The organism is Nocardiopsis sp. JB363, assembly GCF_900143625.1.
Lineage (GTDB): Bacteria > Actinomycetota > Actinomycetes > Streptosporangiales > Streptosporangiaceae > Nocardiopsis.
The window spans coordinates 15,458-38,483 of sequence record NZ_FRFF01000097.1; the positions used below are offsets into that span (position 1 = coordinate 15,458).

Annotated in this window: 20 protein-coding genes and 1 pseudogene; 16 read left to right on the forward strand and 5 right to left on the reverse strand. The window is 67.3% G+C overall.

Translation table 11 applies throughout. The features are described from left to right. Nucleotides 1–219 precede the first annotated feature (219 nt). A complete protein-coding gene (locus BQ8420_RS14055; protein ID WP_087099182.1) occupies nucleotides 220–2,523 on the forward strand; it encodes a hypothetical protein in 2,304 nt (767 codons plus the stop codon). A 119-nt stretch (nucleotides 2,524–2,642) separates the two neighbouring features. Continuing rightward, nucleotides 2,643–3,395, forward strand: coding sequence for a DUF2470 domain-containing protein (locus BQ8420_RS14060; RefSeq protein WP_087099184.1), 753 nt, complete (start codon nucleotides 2,643–2,645; stop codon nucleotides 3,393–3,395). Between the two features lie 74 nt (nucleotides 3,396–3,469). Here the strand turns inward: BQ8420_RS14060 and BQ8420_RS32740 are convergent. The 4 genes and pseudogenes from BQ8420_RS32740 to BQ8420_RS14070 all read right to left on the reverse strand — a co-directional run. After that, nucleotides 3,470–3,574: pseudogene (locus BQ8420_RS32740) on the reverse strand (metal-sulfur cluster assembly factor); the annotation flags it as partial. Between the two features lie 402 nt (nucleotides 3,575–3,976). Further along, the gene (locus tag BQ8420_RS31905) at nucleotides 3,977–4,126 is read right to left on the reverse strand and encodes a hypothetical protein (RefSeq protein WP_160049309.1); all 150 of its coding nucleotides are present in this window, start codon (nucleotides 4,124–4,126) and stop codon (nucleotides 3,977–3,979) included. A 222-nt stretch (nucleotides 4,127–4,348) separates the two neighbouring features. Then, the gene (locus tag BQ8420_RS31910) at nucleotides 4,349–4,507 is read right to left on the reverse strand and encodes a hypothetical protein (protein WP_160049310.1); all 159 of its coding nucleotides are present in this window, start codon (nucleotides 4,505–4,507) and stop codon (nucleotides 4,349–4,351) included. Nucleotides 4,508–4,517: 10 nt separating this feature from the next. Beyond that, the gene (locus BQ8420_RS14070) at nucleotides 4,518–5,348 is read right to left on the reverse strand and encodes a hypothetical protein (protein ID WP_087099186.1); all 831 of its coding nucleotides are present in this window, start codon (nucleotides 5,346–5,348) and stop codon (nucleotides 4,518–4,520) included. Between the two features lie 234 nt (nucleotides 5,349–5,582). On the opposite strand from BQ8420_RS14070, the gene BQ8420_RS14075 reads away from it, so the two are divergent. Further along, entirely contained in the window at nucleotides 5,583–6,737 is a 1,155-nt protein-coding gene (locus BQ8420_RS14075; protein WP_087099188.1) for a tyrosine-type recombinase/integrase, read from the forward strand. 3 nt (nucleotides 6,738–6,740) lie between these two features. Here the strand turns inward: BQ8420_RS14075 and BQ8420_RS14080 are convergent, their stop codons facing one another. Continuing rightward, the gene (locus BQ8420_RS14080; protein ID WP_087099190.1) at nucleotides 6,741–7,223 is read right to left on the reverse strand and encodes a helix-turn-helix transcriptional regulator; all 483 of its coding nucleotides are present in this window, start codon (nucleotides 7,221–7,223) and stop codon (nucleotides 6,741–6,743) included. A gap of 414 nt (nucleotides 7,224–7,637) precedes the next feature. Here BQ8420_RS14080 and BQ8420_RS14085 point away from each other — a divergent pair, with 414 nt between their 5' ends. The 13 genes from BQ8420_RS14085 (at nucleotide 7,638) to BQ8420_RS14145 (ending at nucleotide 22,930) form a co-directional block, all read left to right on the forward strand. Beyond that, the gene (locus BQ8420_RS14085; RefSeq protein ID WP_087099192.1) at nucleotides 7,638–7,994 is read left to right on the forward strand and encodes a hypothetical protein; all 357 of its coding nucleotides are present in this window, start codon (nucleotides 7,638–7,640) and stop codon (nucleotides 7,992–7,994) included. Between the two features lie 121 nt (nucleotides 7,995–8,115). Further along, nucleotides 8,116–9,417 (forward strand): hypothetical protein, encoded by a 1,302-nt coding sequence (locus BQ8420_RS14090; RefSeq protein ID WP_087099194.1) that lies wholly within the window; start codon nucleotides 8,116–8,118, stop codon nucleotides 9,415–9,417. Between the two features lie 309 nt (nucleotides 9,418–9,726). After that, nucleotides 9,727–12,087 carry a phage tail tip lysozyme gene (locus BQ8420_RS14095; protein WP_143847257.1) on the forward strand — a complete coding sequence of 787 codons (2,361 nt, stop codon included), beginning with the start codon at nucleotides 9,727–9,729 and terminating at the stop codon, nucleotides 12,085–12,087. 160 nt (nucleotides 12,088–12,247) lie between these two features. Next, entirely contained in the window at nucleotides 12,248–13,225 is a 978-nt protein-coding gene (locus BQ8420_RS14100) for a hypothetical protein (protein WP_087099198.1), read from the forward strand. Next, a complete protein-coding gene (locus tag BQ8420_RS14105) occupies nucleotides 13,218–13,892 on the forward strand; it encodes a hypothetical protein (protein WP_143847259.1) in 675 nt (224 codons plus the stop codon). The genes BQ8420_RS14100 and BQ8420_RS14105 overlap by 8 nt, the downstream gene beginning before the upstream one ends. 83 nt (nucleotides 13,893–13,975) lie before the next feature. Further along, nucleotides 13,976–14,803, forward strand: coding sequence for a hypothetical protein (locus BQ8420_RS14110; protein ID WP_235006206.1), 828 nt, complete (start codon nucleotides 13,976–13,978; stop codon nucleotides 14,801–14,803). Further along, nucleotides 14,800–15,510, forward strand: coding sequence for a hypothetical protein (locus BQ8420_RS14115; protein WP_087099204.1), 711 nt, complete (start codon nucleotides 14,800–14,802; stop codon nucleotides 15,508–15,510). The genes BQ8420_RS14110 and BQ8420_RS14115 overlap by 4 nt, the downstream gene beginning before the upstream one ends. A 46-nt stretch (nucleotides 15,511–15,556) precedes the next feature. After that, nucleotides 15,557–16,099 (forward strand): hypothetical protein, encoded by a 543-nt coding sequence (locus BQ8420_RS14120; RefSeq protein WP_087099206.1) that lies wholly within the window; start codon nucleotides 15,557–15,559, stop codon nucleotides 16,097–16,099. 20 nt (nucleotides 16,100–16,119) lie between these two features. Next, nucleotides 16,120–17,130, forward strand: a complete 1,011-nt coding sequence (locus tag BQ8420_RS14125) for a hypothetical protein (RefSeq protein WP_087099208.1) — start codon at nucleotides 16,120–16,122, stop codon at nucleotides 17,128–17,130. Nucleotides 17,131–17,226: 96 nt separating this feature from the next. Next, the gene (gene mobL, locus BQ8420_RS14130; RefSeq protein ID WP_087099210.1) at nucleotides 17,227–19,461 is read left to right on the forward strand and encodes a relaxase MobL; all 2,235 of its coding nucleotides are present in this window, start codon (nucleotides 17,227–17,229) and stop codon (nucleotides 19,459–19,461) included. A 142-nt stretch (nucleotides 19,462–19,603) separates the two neighbouring features. Then, nucleotides 19,604–20,155 carry a hypothetical protein gene (locus BQ8420_RS14135; protein ID WP_087099212.1) on the forward strand — a complete coding sequence of 184 codons (552 nt, stop codon included), beginning with the start codon at nucleotides 19,604–19,606 and terminating at the stop codon, nucleotides 20,153–20,155. A gap of 439 nt (nucleotides 20,156–20,594) precedes the next feature. Then, the gene (locus tag BQ8420_RS14140) at nucleotides 20,595–21,029 is read left to right on the forward strand and encodes a hypothetical protein (RefSeq protein ID WP_087099214.1); all 435 of its coding nucleotides are present in this window, start codon (nucleotides 20,595–20,597) and stop codon (nucleotides 21,027–21,029) included. 131 nt (nucleotides 21,030–21,160) lie between these two features. Further along, nucleotides 21,161–22,930, forward strand: a complete 1,770-nt coding sequence (locus tag BQ8420_RS14145) for an AAA family ATPase (protein ID WP_087099216.1) — start codon at nucleotides 21,161–21,163, stop codon at nucleotides 22,928–22,930. The last annotated feature ends 96 nt before the right edge of the window (nucleotides 22,931–23,026 follow it).

Genomic DNA, 23,026 nt, shown 5'->3' on the forward strand with positions numbered 1-23,026 from the left:
GGGCTACCCATGTGCGCTCCGGCCACGTACGATCTCGTCAAGTGCTCACGGCACCCCCGCCCCTCGGTCCACTGCTTCCTCTCGTGGCAGGGCCGGGGCGTTCTCCAGGGCCTGTCTCCCTCATGGTCCGAGGCGCGTACTGTGGTGCATCGAACCGAAGGCCCGTGCGGTTCCTCCTCAATTCACGTGCAGACACCAGGAGGTCGAGGTCCCCAGCGGATGAACGCCGTCTCTCCGATCTGCCTCGTCGACCTCGCACCCGCCCTGCGCTGGTCGAGGTCGCCGGACGTGGCATCCCTGCTCAAACACGACCGGCTGATCGACGGTTGGTGGAACTCCCTCCCCCTCACCCGTGTTCTGGACATCGCCGGTCCGCCCTGGCTGGCCCACGGCTTGGCCCGGCTCGCCCTCGAACAGTGGGATCACGTACCCCTGACGGAGTTCCTGCCCAGTCTGCGCGGCCGAGCGGTGGACTGCGGCGAACTCTCCGAACCCGTACGCGGGGCGGTCATGACCACCGCCGGGAACTGGGAAAAACTCATCGCGGCCACCCCGCGCGAGATCCACGAGTGGGGACCGACCCAGTGCGGTGTCCTCGACATCGTCAGCACGATCGCCTGGCGCGCCCTACAGCCCTGCTGCGAGCTGCCCAGCGGACCCACGCCCTCCCCCGCCCTGATGATGGAGGCCGTGCGCACCATCTCGCACTGGCTGCCCGAGTCCGCGCCCGACCACGTGCGCAACGCCCTCGACTACCTCGACTCGGCGACCGGCGCGTATGACGTCTCCGGCTCCTCCGCGAACGGGGCCGACACGACTCCGCCCCAATCCCCGGCCACACGGGCCATCCGCACCCTACGGGCCCTGCGTGCCCAGCGCGAGGACGAACAACCGGACACCGGCGCCGTCCCCTCGGGGATGGCGCCGACCCCGAGCGCCGCTCCCCCACCGTCGCACACGCCGTTGGGCGGCATGGTGAGCTCGGCCGCGATGATCCCCGGTGACACCGCCGAGCCCGCTCCCGAGCGCCCCGGGGCCGAGAGCGGTGTGGGCGACCTCCGTTCGCAGTTCCGCAGTTCCCTGCTGGGTCCGGGCCGCACCCTGCGCCGACCCAGTTTCAGCCGTCCCAAGCTGCGTCCCGAGCAACCCGAGGAACGTCCGGCCCCCGCTTTGGGGCAGCACCCCCTGGTCGACGCGGTCGAGGAGATGTTCCGTTCCTGGCCCGACCTGGAGCGGACGGTGGCCGCCGAACGTCTCTTCGCCACCGACCCCATCAGCATCCGTGTGCTCTCGGAACAGATCGCGGTGGACGTCACCGACATTCGCGGCGCCCAACGCAAGGTGGAGGAGCGACTGCTCCGCTGGTTGTCCTCCCCCGAGGGCGCCAGCATCACCAAGCACCTGCGCGATCTGTCCGAACAGTTGGGCTCGGCGACCACCATCGACCGACTCATCAATGCGCACCCGGACCACCCCGTGGACGTGCCCACCCTGCACACTCCGCTGTGGCGGGTGATCATCACCCTGTTCACCGACCGCCGCATGCACAACGGTTGGCTCATCGCCGACGACCCCAACCGGTTGCGCCGGCAGACCCGGGAGATGTTGGGCGACGCGCCCGACCTCACCGAGGCCGGTATCCGGCTGGGTCGGATCGGCATCCGCCAGCAGGAGCTGCGCGCCTGGCTGCTGAGCACCCCGGGCGTGAACCTGCGCGAGGGCCGAGTCCTCGTGGACACCTCGGTGCCCATGGAGTCTCCGAGCGGCGAGCACTCCCCCGAGGGTTCGGGCACCACCGAGAACGGTCTGCCCATCCGGCGCCGTCCGGAGGCCGCCGCCGAGGCCCCCATGGGCGGGCCCGACCCGACCTCCGGGTACAGACCCGACTCGGGCGCGTTCCCATCCGTGGCACCGCACACGCAGATGGCGCCTCCGCCCGTGCATCAGCAGCCGATGGCGCCCCCCGCTCCGTCCCATCACGGTGCGAGCGAACCCGCGATGTCGGCCCGGTGCTTCCGCGCCCCCGACGGCCGCTGGTGGCACCGCATCGACATCACCGCCGACCACCTCAACGGCGCCCCGGTGGCCGTGCCCGCCGGGTACGCCACGCACCTGGGACTGCAACCCGGGCGTCTGCTGTGCCTGACCGCCCCCGGAGCGGACCTGCTGGTGCTGGTCTGGCGCGACCAGCCGGCCTTCGACTCCTTGCGGCCCCTGCTCCGCAGACAGGCCGCACAGCCGGGCGACCGAATCTTCATCACGGTCTCCGGTGACAGGTTGGACGCGCGCAAGCTCCCGGTGGCCGATCTGAGCGAGCGCTCCCCCTACGCCCGTGCACTGCACCTGATCGGCTACACCGCCCCGGCCGCCACGGACGACGCACTCAAGATCCTCTCCCGCAGGATCACCGACAACGGCGACGAGTCGTTGGCCGCCCCCCAGGCCCTGTTGGACGTGCTGTCCCTGCGCGGTGACGAGGACATCGCCGGGGAGCTGCGTTCGGGTATGTTCGCCACGCACTGACAACGACCACACGAGGCCCACGGACCGGACGTCTTCCGGCCGTGGGCCTTCGTCGTGTCCGGGCGGCGTGACAGGATGACCCAGGAAGATATAGGTTAGCCTTACCTAAGAGAGCTGAGGTGATCCTGCTGTTCCCGCATATCCTGGCGCCGTCCCCCGCCGAACGGGCCCGTTCGGTCCTGGCGCGCCCCAACCCCGCGACCGTCACCACCTCCGACGTCTCCCTGCACCTGACCGGACCCGCCTGCCACACCGGTCCCGACGGGGAGATCACCCTCCTGGTGCCGGACCAACACCGCGTCCTGAACGAGATCGACTCCGGTGGACTCGAAGCCACCATCGAGTTCACCGACACCGCCCCCGTCGACCTGCGCGACCGGACCCGTTCCCTGCTGTGGATCAACGGCGACCTGCGTCTGCCGCCCGCGGCCGAGGCCCGCGACCACGCCCTGGCCGTGCTGGAGCGGGACCCCGACGAACGCCTCCTCGACCTGGGCCACGGGCGCACCATGATCGTGCTCCGTCCCCACCTGGTCGTGTACTCCGACCACGACGGCTGCCACGTACTGGCCACGGAGGAGTTCACCGCCCTGAACCCCGACCCCTTCGACCGCTGGGAGGGCCCGTGGCTGCGTCATCTGGAGCAGGACCACGCCGATCTGCTCGAAGCGGTGGTCCAACACTGCCCCGTGCCGCTGCCCGACGGCCGCCCTCGGCCTCTGGGCGTGGACCGTTACGGCCTGCGCCTGCGTCTGGAGAGCCCCGAGGGCGACCACGACGTGCGCATCCCCTTCCGTCGCCCGGCGCGCAACGCCCACGAGGTCGCCCACCGGGTCCAGGAACTGGCCCGGGTCCCCTTCGACCGCTGCTGAGCGAGGTGTCCCTTTCGGACACACGTACGGGCCGGGCCCCGAAGGGTCCCGGCCCGCGTGCACGTCCGCACGAGTCAGACGTTGAAGCCCAGCATGCGCAGCTGGTCCCGACCATCGTCGGTGATCTTGTCCGGACCCCACGGCGGCATCCAGACCCAGTTGATCTTGACTTGGCGATCACTCCATAGGCCTCTTGCCTGGTCATATGTGGCGGCGGAGATCCAGGATGAACCAAATACCGCACAGGATCCCGCACAGTGTCCGGAAACGATGCGTGGAGTGGTTCGCTCTGGAGATGATGGGTGATCACGGGTGATGTCCGATTCTGAAGTCAAGGGTGAAGCGCCTCGGGAACGCAGGTTGTCGATCTCATGAGAACTCCCGGAGGATCGCTGACACTCGGGCGATGACCTCATGGGACCGGGCGAAGATCATCTCCCTCTCGTCGTAGTTGATCTCACGGACCGGCGATCGGGGCTGAGGTGGTGGTGCCGGTGTTGGCTCGGGCCCAACGAGTAGCTGACGCACGACGGAGATGATCATGGACGGCGATGACGGGTGCATCGGGAAGTACGGGTCGATCAGCCCCAGCGATCATCGGTGCGTGATCGACTCAGCTCGGTCGGGGCCAGTCTCAGTGCTTGGTGACGACTCAAGCTCAGGCTGCCGTGGGTGGTCGGGGCGATGAAGACCGCGGCGACCATCGTTCGGCGCAGCTGCTGCCTCAGCACCCAATGAGTGTCAGGATTGTTGATCATGATCGAGCTGCGTCTGATCACTCGACGCAGACTGCCGGTGTCGTCGCGGAACTGCTTCGGCCAGGTCGGTGCCGTGGTCGCGCGCAGGATCTAGACGATTCGCTTCGACGGGCGTTCTCAACCACTACGCCCGCGCCGGCGAGGACGCCCTGCGCGACTCGGTGCGCAGACTCGACTCCGTGTAGGGGATAGGGCTCAGGCGTCGTCCTCGTCAACGACGAGGCTGGGCATCGGGCCGTAGTCCTCGAGTTCGGCCATCGGCTCGTCGTAGACCTCGGCAGAGGCGGTGGCGTCGTAGGCTTCGGCCAGGCTCGCGCCGTGCACACCGAGGATGCCTTCCCAGTCGAATCCCATGCCTTCGAGGCTATCCGAACTCCGCGAGCGCATCCTCGACTCGGGCGAGGATCTCGTCAGCCCGGGCGTGGATCTCGGCCTCCTCTTCAGGGTCGATCTGTCGGGGTGGAGGTGCGGAGGTATAGGCAACGGCGGGGGCAGGTTGGGGGGCAGGTCCGTCGAGTAGCGCACGAATCGCGCGCACGAGTCTGGAAATCGACGCAGGATGCATCGGGGTCCAAGGCTCGATCCAGCCCCAGCGGTCGATGCCAGCCAGGATCACCGGGCTCATGCGCCAGTCGGGATATGGGTCGGGTTGCTCGTGCTGATGAGCCGTTTTGTGGCCGCTCCTGCGGCGAATGACGTTGCGCATGAGGGAGCGTGACCAGTCGTAGTTGGCCCCGATGACCTCGATCCACGACCAGACCGCGCAGGCTGGACAGTCGTTGGCGCCCTCAGTGTGGGCGATGGTCGGCCGCAGCCGCTGGAGCCGGTCCGGGGTCAAGGCTTGGCTCTGCGGCCGGGACAGCCCCAGCCCACCATGCGAGGCCGGGGCAAGGAGGACACCAGCGAAGAGTAGCCGGCGCAGGCGCAGTCGAGACAGCCAGGCGACGTCAGGGTGGTCGCCGAGCACGGTGCCGCGGGCCAGAAGGCGATGCAGAGAACCGGTGTCTCCTCTGTGCTCGGCGGGCCAGGCCGGACCGTCAAGGACTCGCATCGGTCGCAGGGCGGCGAGCACACGCTGAGAAGGGCTGGCCTGGCGCGCGAAGCGGTCGAGGGTTACAGGATCGCGGTCCTCGAGCGAAGTCCCGGTCACGGCGCACCAGTCGACCCAGAGGCCAAGGGGTGTGATTCTGCTCATGGTCCGAGACTGCCACCGGGAAACAGGCTCCCGGTACGCATCGGGCATGGACGGGTCGGGGAGCGGGGACCAGTTCGCCTCGGAGATGAATCGAAAGGGATCGTCGAAAACTCTCGATCCGTCGTCAGCGGCTCACGCGACGGTCTCTGTCGTCCATGCCCTGATAAGCGCAGTTAGCAGGAACAGGGTGTAGAGGCCACCGGAGGGACCTGTTTAGTCAGAGAAACTGGAGTCATGAGTCAGACTTCCATCCTCGCCGCCGTGTCTGCGCCTGTGTCGACGTTGGAGCCAGAGATCAACGACGAGTTGCGTGAGCTCGAGGTTGTCTCTCGCGACCTAGAGACACACACCCTTTCGGCGAACACTCGGCGAGCCTACGCGGGGGCTTGGCGGGATTTCGCGGCTTTCTGCTCCGTGCACGACCTCGAGGCGATGCCAGCGCATCCGGAGACGGTGCGCTGGTACGTGGCATGGATGTCGGTACAACTCGACGATCTTGGTGGGCCCCGGTGGTCGGTGGCCACGATTCGGCAGCGGCTGGCAGGCATTGCCGATGCCCATCTGCGCTCGGGCGCACTCGACCCGACCGCTCACCGCGGAGTCAGTGGGTTGGTTCGCGGCCTGGCGAAGCTGCGGGCGATGCGGCCGAAGCGGAAGCGACCACTGCTACTCGATGACGTCATGCGAGTCATCACCGCGATGGACCACGACGTCTACCCGGCGGGTGTATCGGCTGCCCGCGACAGCGTGGCGGTCTGGCTCGGCTTTGCTGGCGCTCTGCGCCGGTCTGAGGCGGCGGGCCTGACCCTTGACGACCTCGAGCTCCACCAGCGCGACGGGGTCCATATTCGGGTGGGGGCGACGAAGGCCGACCAGGACAACTCCGCCCCTGACGTCGTCGTCCTCCCTTACGGCAGCATGCCGAGTACATGCGCAGTCTGCACGCTCCACCGCTGGGTCGCCCTGCTTGTCGCCGATGGTGACCAGCGAACGACGATGCGGCTGCTACTGGGCTACCAGATCGATGAACACGTGTGCGGCAGGGACGGCGGTCCGGGTCTTGTCAGTAGTGCGGATCTGGCTTCACCCACTCCCCTGCTGCGGGCGACCTACCGGAACCGGAGGTTGGCGACCATCCACGGCCGCGGTGTCACCGGCGACGCCCTGCACACGATGCTGCGCACCCGCATCGCCGAGGCCGGTATGGACCCGGGCACCTACGGCTTCCACTCCCTACGGGCCGGGCACGTGACCCAGGCCAGGCGCAACGGTGCGAGCACGGAGGAGATCATGCGCGCTGGCAGGTGGAAGAAGGCCGAGACGGTCGATGTCTACGACCGTGAGTGGAACCCAGCGGCGCGCAACTCCGTAATGAGGCTGGGCCTGTAGGCCTCAGTCCTCGCGTTCCCAGCCGCGGCGCTCGCTTTCGTCAAGAGGGACGCGGGCGTCGATTGCTTCGGCCAGCTCCGGGTCGAGCGGGGGTGTGGACGGTTGGGCGCGGGCCAGTTGGATGCGCTCGTCGGTCAGCGCCTTGATGGCGACGGTGAGCCGGTCGATTTCGGCCCGCGAGCGGTTCCACTGGCCCTCTACGGCGGCGAGCTCGGTGAGGTACTCGTGCAGACGCCGCTGGTTCTCTGCGGCTGGGTCCTCGACCAGGAGCATCACCAGGGGCAAGTCGAGGGCCTGGGCGGCGGCGACGGCCTCGTCGAGGCGCACGGCCCTCTGTTGCTGCTCGATGCGGGTCACGGCCGAGGGGTCGACCTTGGTTCCGAGGACGGCGGCCATGCGTCGGGCGAGCTCCGCCTGGCTGATCTCGGCGCGCTCGCGCTCAGTGCGCAGGCGGCGGGTGAAGAAGTCGGACGGCATGGGTGTCATCGGTCGATGGCCTCTTTCAAGAGTGATGCGCAGGCGGCACGGCAGTGAGCAAATCGCACTGTACACACATTCCCGTGTGCCGGGCGCACTGACTTGCCACCTCGACCATGCCCACCCAGGCAGACCTCCCACCTCGATCATCATGCTGTCGATTGGATAGAACTATCTAATCGACTATTGATCACCACTCGAATGATGTAGATTTGCGGTTGAGAACGCGTACGTGAACGAGGGAAATAGCGGGACAACCGACGATGTGACCGAGGAGAGCCCACCCACGCCTGGTCAATTAAATGAGAGACAGACACGAGTATGTAGTCATTACATGCTTGCGGATGAGGCGAGTGAGCCGCCCATGTCAATCGGTGTCCTGTCAGGTGTGCATCGGAGACGGAAAGGCGAGAGGAAGACATCATGACGACGATCAACGAAGCGGGGGTGCAAACCATCCCGCTGCCGAGCGCGGCCTGGGACATCGGCAGCTTTCTGCAGAACGCGACCGGCACGGTTCAGGGCTGGGGCGGCTCCCTGCTGATCCTGCTCGGCTGCGTCGGGCTCATCTGGGGCGCCGTAGTACTCATCCTCAAGCTCATCGCCAGCCCGCAGAAGGAGCAGCAGCAGGCCGGCTGGGGCAAGATCGCGCTCCTCGTGCTCGTCGGCGGCGCTCTCTTCACCGGCGGCTTCAACATCGTCCAGACCGTCGGGTCCGGCGGTCAGCAGACCATCGAGGAGCTTGGCGGCGGGTCCGTCATCGCCTCCACTTGGAACTGACCGGGACCACGAGACGGGCCATCAGCGATCGGGTCGGGTTGGCCGGGGCCATGCGGCCTCAGCCCACCCGATCCGCCATTCGCACATCGAGAGGGAAAGCGGCGCAGGGGTGTAGACGGACATGGCGTTCAAAGACACGATCATTGCCTTCGGCAAGAGGTTCAAGCTCGACTCGCACCACACGATGGAGCGCTTCGGCGTGGTGTGCGGGATCTTCGCAGTTACAGCAGTGGCCGTCTTCGGCGGGTCAGCCTTCGCCGCCTGGAACTCCGGCAAGGAGGCCCTGACCGACACCTCGGTGTACACCCCCACGTTCACGACGTCGAAGACGAAGCTCAAGGGCGACGTCGACGGTGTGTACACGAATGAGCTGGGAAACAAGGCCTTGTTGATCATGCACTTCGACAAGGGCGCGAAGATCTCCTACAACGCCGCCGACTACCAGGGCTTCCTCATGGGCTCTGACGAGAATCTCAATACTGAGACGGTCTCGACGCCGGGTATCTCCTCCTCCTTCCACGTCTTCGGCTCCACCGGCTACGTCGGCGTCCTCTTCGAGGCCGACGAGCCCTTCGCTCAGCAGGTGCTCAACCTGACGATGCGGGCCAACCAGGAACTGTCGTTCAGGGAGGCCGACGACGAGCCCGCCGACGAGCTGGCCGGGGACAAGTCCTTCGCCCAGCATGACCAGTGGCGGGTCTTCTTCAACCCTGGGGCGCGGAAGGCGGAGACGATCGCCTCGCTCGACGCGGCGACCTTCGCCCCGGCCCGGGCCTTCTACGACGTGGTCCTGAAGTCGGACGAGCAGACGGCGCGCGCAGCCCTGGACTCCAAGCTCGTCGAGATGCGCACCGCACTGTCGCGCATCGACTCCTACACCACGGACCTCGAGACGACGAAAGTCGACGGCCTCTTCCTGCGCCCGCCGCAGGTGCCCGGCTTCATCGCCGGCGACGAGGTCACCGGTGGGTCGAAGTCCGAGTCGGAGAACGGCAAGTCGAACCTGGCGCTGACGACGAAGACCGTCGTGCCCGGAGGGTTCGACTTCAACTGGCGGTCGGGCAATGTCTACGACGGCTACCTCGACGTCCTCGTCCCGGTCGGTCAGAGCTATGGCGAGTTCCTGTCGCAGAAGTCGGTCGAGAGCACGGACGAGCGCGAGTTCGGAGTGGACGACATCGAGTGGACGCTCTCGGACGGGTCGTCGCTGGCGCAGGACTACCGCACCTCGGACGTGACCATGCGGCCGCTGACGAACGTCATGAACAACCTCTCGCAGGCCTACGTCGACTACTACTCCGCCAAGAACGAGTACCAGTCGAGCCTCCTGTTCGACCTATTGGCCCTCGACGTCGATCTGCGCGACGTGCAGTCGAACAGCTCGGCCAACAGCGATGAGCAGTCCCTCTTCATCAATTACTGACCTTCGGCCCGACGGAGCCGGAAAGGAGCATTGATGGCCACGCGGCGGCCGAAGGGCACGGACGAGCCGACCGGTTCCGGGCAGAACGCGTCGGCTCCTGGCGGCCAGGCTCCCGCGCCCTCCCCGCCCAGGGAATCGCGGTCGAGCACGTCGCCGGGGCTGGGGCCTCAGCAGGCGCAGTCCGGCGGGGCAGGTCGGGGCGCGAAGAGCCTCGGGCCCACCCCGGCAGCTCCGGCCTCGACCGGGAGCCCCGGCCACTCCGCCAGAGTCGGGTCGAAGCCCCTGCCGGGAGACGGGGGCTCGAACGGCGTGCAGCCCGCAGGAGAAGGCGCGTCGGCAGCCGGCCGGGCAGCGGGATCGGCGACCAAGGCTGCCGACGGCGCTCAGGCGTTGGACAAGGCCTCGAAGGGCCTCGACGGGGCCGGTGCCAAACTCGCGGGATCGGCCGCGCAGAAGGCGATCGAGGGCGACGGCGGCTCCAAGGGGCGCAGGGAGGCGGGCCGCTATGCCGGCTCGGCCGTCTCCGGCGCGATCGGCGGTGCCACGAAGGGCGCGGCCGCAGGCGGGGTCGGGGCGGTACCCGGCGCTGTCATCGGCGCGGCCAAGGGAGTCGCGGTCGAGGGCGGCAAGGACGCGATCAAGGGCGGGAAGAAGGCTCTCGGCGCGGGCGGGACCGGCTATGCCCGCGAGCAGGAGGACCAGGAGTCCCCGGGCTCGAAGGTGGCCAAGGGAGTCGCCGTGGCCGGCGGCGTCGCCGCCGCTCCTCCGGCCGGGGCCCTCATCGCACTCACGGCCCTGCTCAAGTGGCTGAAGATGCTCATGATGCAGCTCGCCGCGGCGACGCTGGGCTTCTTACAGTCGCTACTGGCCTGGGTGCTGGCGATCCCGCAGATAATCGGAGCGGCCATCGGCGGCGTCTTCGGCGCGGTCGGCTCGGCCATCGCCGGCGTCGTAGCGACTGTCGTGGGCGTCACCATCGCCCCTGCAGCGGCGACCGCATCGGCAGGCGTGGCCACGGTCGCGGCGATCGCGCTGGTGGCGGGCACGCTCGCCAGCGCGATCATCGACTCCCAGGCGGCGGCGCACGGAGACGGGGGTGGGCGCTCCTCTCACAGCTGCATTGTCAACACCGGGTCAGGCCCGATCAGTGTCGGCGATATCGACCCGGACGAGGAGGCGCACGCCCAGGCGGTGTACGAGGTGCTCTCGGGTATGGGCATGCCCGATGAGAACATCGCCGGGATCCTTGGCAACTGGGAAATCGAATCCGAGCTCGACCCGACCGGCGTCGAGGGTATCTATGACGAGCCCTACGAGCTCGGCCCGAAGAAGGAAGCCAAGCTCGACCGCAGTGGGACGAACTACGGGATCGGCCTGGGCCAGTGGACGGCTGGCCGCAATATCAAGCTGCAGGAGTACGCCGAGGCGGCGGGCGGCGAGTGGTACGACATCGAGATCCAGCTGTCGTTCATGACCGATCCCGACGGCGACAACCCCTCGGACGTGGCGATCATCAAGGGCATGGTCTCCGAGAAGAAGGGCTCGCCGTCGGAGGCGGCCGAGTACTTCCTCACTCAGTGGGAGCGAGCTGGCGTGCCCGCCCTCGACGCTCGCCAGGAGGCGGCCGAGAGGTGGTTCGAGGCTATGGATGGTTGGGAGGAGGGTACCGGCTCCGACTCGATCGATGTCGAGCCCGTCAGCGATGGCCCCGAGCAGCTCGACCTCGGGCAGGTCAAGTCGCATGTACAGGGGGCCGCTGACCTCATCTACTCGGAGTTCAAGGACGGGCCGGGGTCCGGTCTCGAGGGCGCTGGCGGCTACCGCAGCGGCGGCTCCTCGTACGACGATGAAGCCCATGGTCACCCCGCCGGACTGGCCGTGGACTTCATGGTCGCGCTTGATGGTGAAGGCAAGAAGACGGGCGACGCGCTGGCGCAGTACGTCATCGACAACCACGAGGAGCTCGGCGATGTGCGGTACGTGATCTGGCAGCAGCGGATCTGGAACTTCAGCGAGGGCGACACCGACTGGCAGCCGATGGGGGACCGCGGCTCTCCGACGCAGAACCATATGGATCACCCGCATGTGAGCTGGAATTCGTCCGGCTCGGTCACCGACGTCGCCCCGGTCTCGACCGTCTCCTGCTCCGGCGGGGGCTCCGACGGTGGGGGCGAGGGCTCGGTCGGCCTCAAGGACAGCGGCATTGACCTCAAGACGGCCGAGAAGCTCATGGAGCTGTACAACGAGGAGGCCGACGGAGTCCTGGGGGAGGCGTTCGCCGGCGGAGGCGGACCGGCCAAGTGTAACGGTTCCTACGTGCAGAACTGCACCTCGTTCTCGTGGTACTTCGTGCACAAGTACGCGCAGTGGGACAAGGGGTACGCGAGCAACAACGGCAAGGACACCGCCCGTGTCATGGCTCAGCTGCTGGGCACGAAGGCCTCGGACACGCCGACCCCGTACTCGGTCTTCTCCCACGGCAACTCCTCGGCTGCCGGTCACACGGGCATTGTCCTCGGCGTCGACGGCGATCGGATCCTCATCGGCGAGGCCGCGTACTGCGCCTTCCCCGGTCGTGCCCGGTGGGTCGAGGCCAGCGAATGGAAGGACGCCGGCTGGTCGTTCACCGACCTCTCCGACCGCATCGAGGGAGGCGAGGTGAAGGTCTGATCGAGCGCAGGCCGCGTCCTCGGGCCCGTGATCGCTTCGAGCGGTCACGGGCCTTTTCGCGCCTCGATATCGAACGGTCGCACCACTCGGACTCAAATAGTCTTTCACGGTACAATCAAGTCATCTTTCGATGAGAACGGATCGTCATGGAGGATCGAGTGTGAGTAGGGACGAGGATGCCGGCCCGCAGCCGGACGCGGACGAGGGGACCGTCTCGGACCGGGACCTGTCGGTGAGGGCAAAGCTGAAGGCCATCGCGGCCAACCGCAGGCCTGTGCGGAGGATGACCGGCGCAGAGCTGGAGTCGGCCTTTGACGGTTGGGCCATCGAGAAGCGGGCGCAGCTGGCCGCGCGCACGCCCGAGGACAACGCCCGTGCCCTACGCAAGGCAGGCGTGGCCACCATCGGTGCTGTAGTCCTCGCCCTGCTCGCGGTCGCGGCCGTGTCCGAGGAGGACTACCGGACCCAGCAGGCCGAGAACTCCGAGCGGATCGCATCACTGACGCACGAAGTCGCCCAAGCCGAGAAGCCCCGGGACCACGAGGAGTCCAAGGCCGCGCTCACCGCTCTGGCCACAGACGTCTCCGAGAAGGCCGAGTCAGTCGCGAAGGAGCAACAGGGCTTCATCGATCTCTACCTCAGGGCCGCATCGGCCCCCGCACTCGGCGACGGCGCTCCGAGTACGGAGATGGAGGACGTGGCCGAGCACCGCCGAACGCTGTCACCATACTTCGCCGACGAAACCCTCGTCCTCGACGACGCCGAGGCCTACCAGTGGTCAACGGCCGTCTCGCACGGCCCAGGCACGATCGATCCTCGCTACGCCTGGTACGTCCGCCATGACGGGCGCACCCCGTCGCCGGAGTCGGCCTCGACCTGGGCTGTGGAGTCGGCGATGCCGGTCGTGGGTGAGGAGAGCCTGGCCCACGCGGTGTGGACGTGCACCGACACGAAGACCGAGGACGTTCTGGCGTGGGCGAGCGCCGACTTCGACGGCGAGACGGGCACGTTCGTCGATCTCGATCTCGTCGTCACCACCGCCGGCGCCGAGCACCTGAGCGCCGATGAGTCCGGCATCACGCCGAAGAAGACCCCGGAGAAGGACGGGGGACGAAGTGAGCGTGCGGCCGATGACTGACCGACCGGGGTTTCTCCGGCGCAACCTCTGGGTGCTCATAACCGCCACGGTGCTCGTGGCCGCGTGCATCGGGGCCGGGCTGCAGCAGATGGAGCGCAGCCGCGGACTCGACGCCCAGTCCGGGGAGATCGTTGACCTCGAAAGGCGGCTGGCCACGGCCCGGGTCGCCGATGACGAGGCAGCCGAGGCCAACACCTACGAGGCCCTCGGAGTGACGAAGTCGAGGCTGGCCGCCGACCGGGCGGTCATCGACGACGTGCTCGTCACGGCCTTCACCTGGGACGACGGCAAGTCCTACGAGGCGGCCCGGGCGGACCTCGTCGACAGCTTCGGCCTCGATGAGAAGGGTCCTTTCCTCACCGAGTTCATGCCGCCGGCGACCCGCACCGTCGTCGACCGCACGAGCCAGTACTACATCGACGCCGTGGGCCTGGTCTTCTCCCTCGGCGAGGACGTCGACGTCGACTCGACGAGGGTCATCGGCACGGATTACGAGTACGCCGTGGTGGCCGACATCGACGTCAGCTCGAGCAACGTGCTTCCTGGCTCCGACGGGGCAACGCCGACCGAGACGAGGCGGATGCTTCTGCGTATCACCGTCGACGGTGAGGGAGAGGTCACGGCGCTGACGGGAGTCCCTCCCTCGGAGAGGACTCAATCGAGCTGATAGCCATCTATCCATCATTAAATTATTGATCTTTATACGATTAGCATGGCAAGTGAGTGGAAGAGTGAGTCGAGGAACGAATGGTGTCAACAAAAGCGAAGAGGACCGCCGCCGATGAGGACATGACCGAGGCCGCGCCGCGGCGGACCTTCGTCACGCCCGCCAACAGGCGAGTCGAGGCGAAGCAGGGGCCGGACGGAGACGGGCCCTCACACGAGGGCTCGGAGGACGACGAACAGCTGTTGGCCACCCACGCCGTGGTGACCGGAGTGATCATGGTCGTGATCGCCCTCGTCGCCGGCGTGCTCGCCTTCGGCTCCTCTGGCTCGATCGGTCCCGAAGTGAGCAGAGCTGACGCGAAGGAGATCTTCGGCCTGCGCGAGGAGATCCACCTCGCCGAGGCCCGCACTGAAGAGCTGCCCAAGGTCCGAGACGCCGAGCGCGGACTCGTCAAGGCGATGGCCTCGGCCGACCGAGTCGCGGCCCTGCAGAACGACTACCGACAGCTCACGCCACGGATCGAGGCCGCCGACGGTGTGCTCGACCCCGTGCTGGTGGCCTCGAACCGCCGCGACCTCACTCCCCTGTTCACGCCTTCGGTCGACGCCTCAGCGCTTGACCCCTGGTACCTACTCGCCTCCGACGCCTCGGTGCCGGAAGCCGTGGGCATCCCCGCCAGCTTCGACTCAGGCTTCGAGTGGATCGTGGCGACTCCGACCACCGTCGAGGTCACCGGGATGATCCCGGTGACCTGGCAGGCCATCGAGCGCCACCCCGCCAAGGGCCAGGACCCGGCGGTGCTCGCCTGGGCGTCGGCGGACTACGACCTCACCGGCCAGACCTTCTCGGAGATCCGCACCGGCATGACGGTCCAGGGTGCAGCCCGCGGCGTGGAGGTGAAGCAGGGATGAAGCAGGACCTGGGCGCGTGGGTGAAGAAGCGCGCCAACACCGTCTTCCTCAGCATTTGCGCCAGCCTCCTGGCACTGTCCGTGACCAGCCTGGTCATGGCGCTGAGCCCCGGCGACCAGGCCTCGTCGGCCGAGCAGGCCGCGGGTATCAAGGCCGGGCTGGTCGAGGACAAGGAGGGGGCCGAGGGCGAGCTGGCAACCAGGCACTCCGAGCTGCTCGCCGAGCTCGGCGGGATCGACGCGGACAGGATCAAGCGCGACCGGAGGGTCATCAGAACCTTCGTGCTTTCGCTGGCCGAGGCACCGGCGTCGTCGAGGTCAGTGCGCGATGAGCAGATCAGCCTCGATGCCCGCTGGGACGTCCTCGGACCGGACTCGCGCACGCTCACCGAGTTCACGCCCGAATGGATGGCCACGGGTGAGGGCCGGCACTACCGGTTGACCGACCTCGACATCCAGGTCGCGGGCATCAGCGGCCTCGACTACAGCTACGCCGCCCTGGCACGGCTCGAGCCGGACGAGGACGGGGCCCAGTTCGTCTTTGTGACCGCGACGACCAAGCAGGATGGCGCGCTCACCGAGGCCGTGGCCTACCGAGCCTCAAACGCGAGCCGGGCGGGGCTGGAGGCCGCGGACGGAAGCCGAGCGACGAAGGACGAGAGTGCTGAGCCGACGATCGAGCCCTCGGCAGGAGACGGCGAGGACTGACGGACGCCCACCCAAGACGACGAAGAACAAAAGGGGCGAGGACGCGATGACACTGACCGCCGAGCGCACCAGGACGACCACCGATACCGAGGAGACGGACTACGCCCCCCGCTCGGGCCTGCCGGACAAAGAGCCCCGCCCGAGCCTGGGCAGGCGACTGCTCGACGACCTCAAGGGCGCGAACAAGCCCAAGAGTCGGGCGACAAAGAAGAAGCACTGGGCCAAGGCCGGGTTCATCCGCGCCTCGATCCTCGTCTTCGACTGGCTACTCATATTCACGACCGCCACCTCGCTCGTGCCCGCCCTGGGCGCGTGGCTGCACATGGAGTCGGGAGCGGCCGCGCCCGGCGTGGGCGTCGACGGCCTCATTGCGGTGTGGCTGGTGCCGCTGTTGTTCGTCGTCGGGATGCTCATGATCGGCGAGGTCACGATCATGCGGGCCCTGTGGCGGGCCGGGACACGAAAGATCGAGCGGATGCGCGCGCAGCCGGAGTCCGAGGCCGACGGTCCTGAGCGCGCCCGCCCGGGGCGGGAGAAGACCACCACGAGCAGTGGAAGCAAGCGGAGGAACCGGAAGCGGAGGAAATGATGCGGACTGCAGGACTGACAATGGCCGACGTGTGGGCCGAGCGCGTGCTCAACCTGAGAGGGGTCAAGACCCAGCGCTTCGAGCGGATCCCGGCCACGGTCGGAGTGCTCATCAACACGATCGAGCTGGCCCACCACGGCCAGGACCAGAAGTACCGGCCCTACCTGCACGGCATCGGCGAGATGCGCACCATCGCACTGCCCGAGGGGATGCCCCACGGGCTGACCGAGCTGACGTACCCGGTCGGCTCGGAGCAGATCGACGTGTTCTACGAGTTCGACGACGCCCAGCTCGTCCACCTGGCTCAGAAGGGCTACTTCCAACCCGGCTTTCGCGTGCCCGACGGCCGGGTCACCGGCGTGGAATGGGAGCTGCCAGCTGAGATCGACGCGGTCGTGCTCGCCCCCGACCCCGGCGTCGACGGTGGCCATTTGCCGGTCGTCTTCGCCCACGTCCACCGCCGCGGCGACCTGCCCACCAGCCTGGAGACCTCCGGCTACGACCTGGCCGCCTATTTCGACGACTTCTCCCGTTCTGGGGTCGAAGTCGCCGACAAGCGCACGGTGGACATCCGCTCCGGCGAGCTCGACAGTCTCTTCGGCGAGGACGTCTACGACGTCGAGTCCGTCCGCGAGGACCGCGAGGCCGTCGCCGAGCTCACGGTCGTCGACGAGTTCGACGGGCGCAGGCGGGAGATCGAGGACGCCATCGAAGCCGAGCGCCAGGCGTTCCAGGCCGGACTGGCCGCAGAGGAGGGCACGCCCGAGCACCTCTACGCTCAGCAGGTGGCGTCCTCGCTGGTCGAGAGCGACGAGGGCAAGAAGGACGACGACCGGGAAAGGGCCGGGCGGATGGCCCCGTCGCCGGTGCGCGAGCCGGTCGAGGCGGACCCGGAAGACGTCGACTTCGGCTTCGGCGACGAGGCCATCCCCGCAACCGGCCCGTCCTCGCTCGAGCGACGCAAGGCCGAAGTCGCCGCCCGCGCCGCCGAGCTCGATCAGGCGTCGAGCGAGGACGGGCGGGAGTACTGAGGCTCGCACGGGCGCGACACCAGACCGACCAGCCCCGGAACGCGTGGACTTCATTCGCGGGCCGGAGTTGGTCCCATCAAAGGGAGGACCAGGGCCATGCCACTGAAGACGGACATCGTCGTGGTCAACGAGTTCAGTGTCCCCCTGCTCGGAGGCAAGGGCTCGCGCGGCGGGACGCCGGGAGCGTACGTGGCCCGGTACATGGCCAGAGAAGGGGCGACCGAGTCCCTGGCACCGATCCAGCGCCTGCGCACCGACGACTTCATCCTGCGCTACATGGCGCGCGATTCGGCGGTGGAGCGGATGCCCTCGCGCCGGGAGGCAAAGTACGAGATGCGCCAGGCCCAGGGAGACGGGGGCGTGGCCTTCGGCTACGGCTCGATGTCCCTGTCCGACGAGCAGCTGGGGTCCGCCAGCGCCGACATCCAGCGCCTCTTCGAGGGCGGACACACGGTGATGAAGACCGTGCTGTCCTTCGACGAGGCTTACCTCAAGCGCCACGGCATCGTCGATCCCGACTTCCACTGTGAGAAGGCCGGCGACTACCGCGGCCATCTCGATCAGATGAAGCTGAGGATGGCGATCATGCACGGGCTCGAGAGGATGGCCTCGGGCACCGGCGGCTACGACGACCTCCGCTACGTCGGGGTCGTGCAGGTCGACACCGAGCACGTCCACTGCCACCTGGCCATGGTCGACGCCGGCCCGGGGCGGCGAGCCAAGGACGGCACGCAAAAGGGCAAGCTGCTCGACCGGCACAAGGCCCGCCTGCGCCGGGGCATCGACGCCTGGCTCGACGAGAAGCAGCCCGTGGCCCACCTGTCCAGCGCGATCGGCTATGAGCGGCGCAACGTCACGACCTACATCAAGCGCTGGGCCCACGACCGGATCCGGTCCGAGGCCCTGCCGCAGTTCGTTTTCGCCTGTCTGCCGGTCGACCGGAGTCTGTGGCGAGCCGGGTCGAACGCGGCGTCGATGCGCAAGGCTAATGCGCTGGTGACCGAACTGGTAGCCGAGCAGCTGGTCCGCCCCGGCTCGCCGATGCCGGCGGCCATGGAGCGCATCCGCGACTACGCCGACAGCCGACGGGCCAACGAGGACTTGTCGACCGAGCAGTGGCAGGCGCTCATCGACCGTGGCCGATCCCAGATCGTCGAGCGCGCCGTCAACGGCGTCTACCAGCTGCTGCGGGCCATGTCCACCGAGGAGCTGACCGTGCGCACCCCGATGCTCGAGCTCATGGGGATGGACTACGAGCGCATGGCCGTCGCTGCCGCCGACGAGCAGGCCCAGGGCGAGGGGGCGAGCGACCTTATCCACTTCGGCTTCCGTCTGCGCAGCTATTCCTCGCGCCTGGCCCACCACCGCCGCCAGGCCGAGCACAACCGCAGGCTCGCCCTGCGCTGGGAGCGCTCGGACGCCGTCGACGTCGCCGCAGTGGACTCGCGCCCCCTCTACGACCACTACCGCTTCGAGCAGCGCTGGCACGAGCAGGTGATGGCCAAGTACCAGCACTTCCTGCCCTTCCTCGCCGACTCCAGTGCCTGGCACGAGGAGCAGCAGGCCCTCTCCGACTACGGTGCCCGACTCCTGTCTCTGATGAGCCTGCGTGCCGACGCCTCGCTGGCGCGGATGAAGGACGTGGAGGAGGCTGAGCGGATCGGCCGGGAGGTCTACGACCAGCCCGGGGGCCGGCACCTGACCCAGGGCAGAGCTGGGCGAGCCGTCCTCGACGGCCGGATCGCGACGATGAAGCGGGTCTACGACGAGCGGGTCGCCGAGCTGCGCAGCCGGTTGGCGGGATCGGGTCTCGTTCTCGAGCTCGGCGTCGACGAGTCGGTCATCGCCGAGGGGGTCAGCCACGACTTCGCGGAGGTCAAGGCCCTCGACCTCCATCACCTCGGCTACGACTTCGTCTCCGACGTAGAGGTCGGGCAGCGGGCCGGACGGGCGTTCCTGGCCGCGGCACGGACTCGGAGGCAGCTGGTCTTGGCGGCGATGGACTACCTCGAGGGCTCAGGGCAGTCAGCGACGATCGTCGAGTTGCCCGTCGACGACGTGGCGGCGATGACACGCACGGCGCGGGCGCTGTCGGCGGGACGGGCCGAGACCGGCAAGTTTGTCCTGCCTTCGCGCATCGCCGAGCTGCGGGCGGAGCAAGAGTGGGCCGAAGCGGCCCGCCGGTCGAAGGCGTCCTCGCTCGACGCCGAGCTGGCGGTGCGGGTTACTGCCCGGGTCGACCAGGCCGCACTCGAAGCGAGCACCGCACCCTCCGATGTCAACCAGGATCGTCAACATGGCTCCTTCAGATCGACCCCAACAAAAGACTAAGAGACATCATTTAATTGTTGCCAATGATCTATAGTGGTACTACTGTGAGAAGTGTTCGATAGCGACTCAGTTGATCGATTCGGACGATGTCACTGATCACGACCGACCTGATTTCAGGCGGATTGAATAAAAGGGAACGATCATGGCTTACCTCCCGGGCGAAGGTGCGATGACCAACATCAACCTCATCGTCAAGACCCACTTCAACAACGTCACCAAGAACGGCAAGAGCCAGTTCCTCGACGCGATGGTCGACCACAGGGACCCTCGCGGCCCCAGCCAGAGCAACCTCCACCTGATCTCGCTGAAGCAGGAGCGCGACGGCAAGACCTATTACAACAACGGCGCGGGCTACTCAATGGATCAGTTCGAGAAGATCAAGGCCGCCGCCGGGCCCAACGTCGAGCCCGTGACCAACAAGGACGGCGAGCCGATCGGCGCGGCCTTCGCGGTCAAGGCCAGCGTCATGCCGGCCAAGGACGGCCTGATCATCAACACCAACAAGGAGATCGGCCAGTCCGACTTCAAGATGGAGCCGAACACCCTCAACGACCAGTTCGGGTCGATGAAGGCGGCCAAGCGGGCCCGTCAGGCCGAGAAGACCGCCGAGACCCAGCAGGCGCAGACCGCCCAGCCCGAAGCGATCCCGGCCCCCGCGGCGCCCGTCGCCGAGCCGGAGCCCTCGATCGGCTGATCGGGACCGGGCTCACGAACGGAAGGCCCGCACCAGGGATGCATTCCCGGGGTGCGGGTCTTCGCCCACTTCGAAGGGCTGATGCCTGTGAGAGGAGACACGACATGGGACCCGAACAGATCGAAATGCCGTCACTGATGGACGCGGCGAAGGCCTGGCAGGACGACTCGGTGCATCCCATGTCAACCGAGCAGGCCCCGGAGTCCGAGACCTACCCGTACAAGTTCGAGATCGACGAGACCGGCCGTCAGCAGGCGGTCAACGAACCTCAGCCGGGCCTCGGCACGGGAGCCGGGACGGCGATCGGAGCGGCTGCCGGGGCGAGCGTGGGCCAGGCCAATACCGCGAGAAAGGCCGGGAACCCGGGTCGAGCCTTCGCCACGGCGATGCCGCTGGGCGGAGTCGTCGGGGCGCGGTCAACGCCAAACTCGCCAAGAACGTGCGGACGGTCAGGGAGATCGAGCAGGCCGAGGCGAGCGGCGAGACGCGGCCAGCCCAGCCGGACAGCGCGGAAGTGCCGACGAAGAAGCCGCCGGTCAACCAGCGGATCAAGGATTCGAAGGTCGACCAGACGGTCCAGTCTGAGAGCTTCAGGGACACGGCCACCGCCGCTGACCGGGCGCGTGCCTCCGATACGCAGGCCAAGGGCGTCGCCGCCGCAGCGAGAAAGGGAGCGGCCACCGGTGCCTACTGCGGTGCGCGTGCGGAGATGGCGAACCGGTCCCGCGCCCAGGCCGAGCCCGAGGCGGCCGACGAGTGGCTGTCGGACACCGCACCGCGGACGCAATCGGCAGGTCGACCGGTCTCGGAGACGTACGACTACCGGTTCGAGGGCCAGGGCCAGCAGGGCGTCGGCCGGGAGTACGACGACTGAAGAGCACCCAAAGAACCCTAGGAAGTCGCTCCACAAATCATTTCATAGGGCTATTCTGATAGTCTATTATGATAGTGTTTTTACTAGTCTTTCAATTGAAACAGCCAAATGGCCGGGGGGCGATCCGGTAGATGTTCAACGCCGAGAGGCTCGATGCGGCCTACCCGACCCTGTCGAAGCTGTCGGACCCGCTCAAGCCGGCCGAGCGTGAGATTGTCGGCCGTAAGCGGGAGCAGATGCAGGTCATGGCGGGAATGGCGCGGCCCGAGCTATCGAACGTGCTGCTGCTGGCCGAGGCCGGCACGGGCAAGACCGCGCTCGTCCAGGCGGTGTCAGTCCAGGATTCGCAGCGCCGCTACCTCGAAGTCGACCCCGCACGGATGATCGCCGAGGCAGGCGACGGCCAGCAGATGGCCGCCCTGCTCAAGCGTTTCTTCGACGAGGCCGAGGAGTTCCACCAGGTCGAACAGGAAGAACTCGTGCTCTTCATCGACGAGTTCCACCAGATCATCCAGCTCTCCGACGCCGCGACCGAGGCGATCAAACCGGTGCTGGCGGCCTCGGGCACGCGCGGGATCCGGATCATCGCGGCGACGACCTATGAGGAGTTCCACAAGCACATCTCGTCGAATCAGCCGCTCGTCGAGCGCCTCCAGCGCATCAACCTCTCCCAGCCGGACCAGGCGACGACAGTCAAGATCCTCAAGGGGATGGCCGGGCGCTACGGGGTCGCCGATCAGTTCTACGACGACCACATCTTCCAGCAGATCTACGAGTACACCCAGCGCTACGTCCCGGCCAGCTCTCAGCCGCGCAAGTCGATCCTCGTGCTCGACTCGATGGTCGGCTGGCACCGGATCACCGGCCGGGCCATGGACCGCGAGCTGCTCGCCGACGTGATCATGGAGTCGACGGGCAACAACGTCGACGTCCGCGTCGACGGGGCGAGGATCAAGGCCGAGCTCGACGAACGGGTGTTCAGCCAGGACCTTGCCACGAGCATGCTCGCCCGTCGCCTGCAGCTGTCGGTGGCCGACCTCAATGACAAGAGCAAGCCGAGAGCTTCCTTTGTATTCACTGGGAGTACAGGCACTGGTAAGACGGAAACGGTCAAGCAGCTGGCGAACCTTATCTTCGGCGACGACGAGCGACACCTCATCCGATTCGACATGACCGAGTACGCGAGCGAGGAATCCTACGCGGTATTCCGCTCGGAGCTGACGAAGCGAGTGTGGGACCGGCCCTACTCCGTGCTGCTCTTCGACGAGATCGAGAAGGCGAACTCGATCGTCACGCGCATCCTGCTCCAGGTCCTCGACGACGGCCGGCTCTCCGACGACAACAACCGGACAGTGAGCTTCCTCAACGCCTACATCGTGCTCACCACCAACGCAGGCTCCGAGATCTACAAGACGATCGCCAACTACGCCTCCTCTGACACCGGCTCCGGCGAGAACCTTGTCGAGTATCAGAAGCTCATCCGGCGCTCCATCTCGCAGACGACCGGAGGCAACCGTTTCCCACCCGAGCTGCTGGGCCGCATTGACGCAATCGTGCCCTTCCAGCCGCTGTCGGAGGAGACCCAGAAGAAGATCGTCGCTGGCAAGTTGCGCGGGGTCGTCCAGGAGGTCGCCGTCAAGCACAACGTGCGGGTCGACGTCTCCAAGAAGGTGTTGCAATACCTCGTCGAAGACAAAGGCGAGTCGGACTCCGACGCCGGCGGCGCGCGCGCCGTGGTCGCCAAGCTCACTGACGAGGTGACCACCAGCATCGCGACGTTCATCAACGAGCACCCAGCCGAACGACGGGTTCGGGTCGAGGTCGCAGGGAAGCTCGTCAGCGACAACAAGCACCTGCTCAAGTCCGATGCGCGCATCGTCGTCAGCGCCCATCGAGGCTGAATTTTGTAGGTCGGCCTCTCGCCTCCCTTTCACCTGAGGCGGACGAGGCAGTCGTGCTACGTGAAGCGACCTGCCCTCACGGTGAACACCGTGAGG

Bases quoted from the DNA above. Each gene is read 5' to 3' on its own strand.
- BQ8420_RS14125 (WP_087099208.1), top strand. From the start codon at position 16,120: ATGGCCGACGTGTGGGCCGAGCGCGTGCTCAACCTGAGAGGGGTCAAG.
- mobL (WP_087099210.1), top strand. From the start codon at position 17,227: ATGCCACTGAAGACGGACATCGTCGTGGTCAACGAGTTCAGTGTCCCC.
- BQ8420_RS14070 (WP_087099186.1), bottom strand. From the start codon at position 5,348: ATGAGCAGAATCACACCCCTTGGCCTCTGGGTCGACTGGTGCGCCGTG.
- BQ8420_RS14055 (WP_087099182.1), top strand. From the start codon at position 220: ATGAACGCCGTCTCTCCGATCTGCCTCGTCGACCTCGCACCCGCCCTG.
- BQ8420_RS14145 (WP_087099216.1), top strand. From the start codon at position 21,161: ATGTTCAACGCCGAGAGGCTCGATGCGGCCTACCCGACCCTGTCGAAG.
- BQ8420_RS14115 (WP_087099204.1), top strand. From the start codon at position 14,800: ATGAAGCAGGACCTGGGCGCGTGGGTGAAGAAGCGCGCCAACACCGTC.
- BQ8420_RS14075 (WP_087099188.1), top strand. From the start codon at position 5,583: ATGAGTCAGACTTCCATCCTCGCCGCCGTGTCTGCGCCTGTGTCGACG.
- BQ8420_RS14120 (WP_087099206.1), top strand. From the start codon at position 15,557: ATGACACTGACCGCCGAGCGCACCAGGACGACCACCGATACCGAGGAG.
- BQ8420_RS31910 (WP_160049310.1), bottom strand. From the start codon at position 4,507: ATGGGATTCGACTGGGAAGGCATCCTCGGTGTGCACGGCGCGAGCCTG.
- BQ8420_RS14105 (WP_143847259.1), top strand. From the start codon at position 13,218: ATGACTGACCGACCGGGGTTTCTCCGGCGCAACCTCTGGGTGCTCATA.
- BQ8420_RS14090 (WP_087099194.1), top strand. From the start codon at position 8,116: ATGGCGTTCAAAGACACGATCATTGCCTTCGGCAAGAGGTTCAAGCTC.
- BQ8420_RS14085 (WP_087099192.1), top strand. From the start codon at position 7,638: ATGACGACGATCAACGAAGCGGGGGTGCAAACCATCCCGCTGCCGAGC.
- BQ8420_RS14080 (WP_087099190.1), bottom strand. From the start codon at position 7,223: ATGACACCCATGCCGTCCGACTTCTTCACCCGCCGCCTGCGCACTGAG.
- BQ8420_RS14135 (WP_087099212.1), top strand. From the start codon at position 19,604: ATGGCTTACCTCCCGGGCGAAGGTGCGATGACCAACATCAACCTCATC.